The sequence below is a fragment of the Ectothiorhodospira marina genome (assembly GCF_900109495.1).
In the GTDB taxonomy this organism is placed as follows: domain Bacteria; phylum Pseudomonadota; class Gammaproteobacteria; order Ectothiorhodospirales; family Ectothiorhodospiraceae; genus Ectothiorhodospira; species Ectothiorhodospira marina.
In genome coordinates this window covers 1-1,838 of record NZ_FOAA01000033.1, presented here as the reverse complement: position 1 = coordinate 1,838, position 1,838 = coordinate 1, and the positions used below count along the sequence as shown (strand labels likewise).

Genomic DNA, 1,838 nt, shown 5'->3' with positions numbered 1-1,838 from the left:
AGAGGCTGCAGGGCCGGCTTGTCCAACTGCTCGAAGTGTTCGCGCCGACAACCGGGCAACTTCCGGAACGGGCGGTTGTTGAGCTTCTCCAGCAGCCCCCGCTGGCAAGATAGTTGGAACCTGACCTGCTGTTAGAATCTTAAACCCTGAAGGGGGCGACGAGAGGGTTCCGATGAAGTACTCCGAAGAACGCCGGGAAGCAGTGCTCAAGAAGCTGTTCCCGCCCAACAACCGGCCCATCTCCGAGGTGGCAGAGGAAGAAGGGATCAGCGCGGCCACCTTGTATCTGTGGCGGAAGCAGGCCCGTGATGATGGCCAGCTCCTGCCCGAGAGCGGGGCCGACTCGGAAGGCTGGAGTTCCCGTGACAAGTTCAATGCGGTGCTGGAAACGGCCGCGCTCAGTGAAGCGGAACTGGCGGAGTACTGTCGCCAGCGTGGCCTGTATCCGGAACAGATCCGGCGCTGGCGACAAAGCTGCGAGGGCGCCAATGAACGGGCGCAGGCGGCGTCACGCCGGGAGAGCGAAGAACTCAAGCAGGAGCGCAAGCGCAGCCGGGATCTGCAGAAGGAGCTCAGGCGAAAGGAAGCGGCCCTGGCGGAAACGGCAGCTTTGCTGACTCTGCGAAAAAAGGCCCACGCGATCTGGGGGGAAGAGGAAGAATGACCAGTGCCCTGGATCGCCAGCAAGCAGTTGAACTGGTCAATGAGGCCCACGCTGCAGGAGCGCGCCTGAAAAGCGCCTGTGCCGAGTTGGGCATTGGACTGAACACCTACCGGCGCTGGGCTGCAGGTGGTCACGACAAGCGGCCTGATGCCGTCAGACCCAAGCCCGCGAAGGCCTTGAGCGATGCCGAGCGCCAAGCGGTACTGGACGTGTGTCATCAGCCCGAGTTTGCCAGTCTGCCGCCGGCTCAGATCGTTGCACGCCTGGCCGACCAGGGTACTTACCTGGCCTCGGAATCCACCTTCTACCGGATTCTGCACGACGCCAACGAACAGCATCATCGGGGGCGCATGGCGCCGCCCCGGCAATCCGGTCCACCGCCGCGACATCGGGCGGATGGGCCGCTGCAGACATGGACCTGGGACGTGACCTACCTGCCCACAGCCGTGCGAGGCCAGTTCTACTACCTGTACATGATTATCGACATCTACAGCCGCAAAATCGTGGATAGTGAGGTCTTTGCATCGGAGAACGCCAACAACAGCAGCATCCTGATCCGACGGGCCGTGCTCCGGGAGCAGTGCTGCCATGCGCCACCCAAGTTGCATGCTGACAACGGCGGGGCCATGAAGGGCGCCACGCTGTTGGCCACCCTGCAAAAGCTCGAGATCAATCCCTCTTTCAGTCGGCCGCGCGTGAGCAACGATAACGCCTTCTCCGAGGCGATGTTCCGCACCTGCAAGTACCGCCCCGACTATCCGACGAAGGGCTTTGAGAGCCTTGAGGCGGCCCGTGAATGGGTCCATCACTTTGTCCAATGGTACAACCATGAGCATCGCCACAGTGGCATCCGTTATGTCACGCCTGACGAACGTCATCGAGGCCTGGATCACGACATCCTGGCGCGCCGTCACCAGCTCTACCAGGCTGCCCGTGCAGCAAATCCCGAGCGCTGGTCCGGTGATACCCGTAACTGGACGCCCGTGGGTCCGGTGTGGCTCAACCCTGAAATTCAAAATGATCCTCGTGCTTCATTAGAGGCTGCATGACCCGGGTTCCATCTACCTTGACAGCCGCCGGCAGTTCACGGATGCTGGATTTGAGTTGCCCAAGAGAGAAGTGCTGACGGTGGCGCAGTGCCGCCAGTATCCACCGCTCAACGATCAGCACGCCA

The 1,838-nt window shown here is 61.8% G+C and carries 1 protein-coding gene; it reads left to right on the top strand.

The window, feature by feature from the left end; genetic code table 11:
• Positions 1 to 172: 172 nt before the first annotated feature.
• Positions 173 to 1,713, top strand: a protein-coding gene (locus tag BMY52_RS14985; protein ID WP_090255794.1) for an IS3 family transposase whose coding sequence is annotated in 2 segments (ribosomal slippage) — positions 173 to 632 and positions 632 to 1,713 — 1,542 coding nt in all. Because the reading frame shifts where the segments join, the coding sequence is not laid out codon by codon here.
• The last annotated feature ends 125 nt before the right edge of the window (positions 1,714 to 1,838 follow it).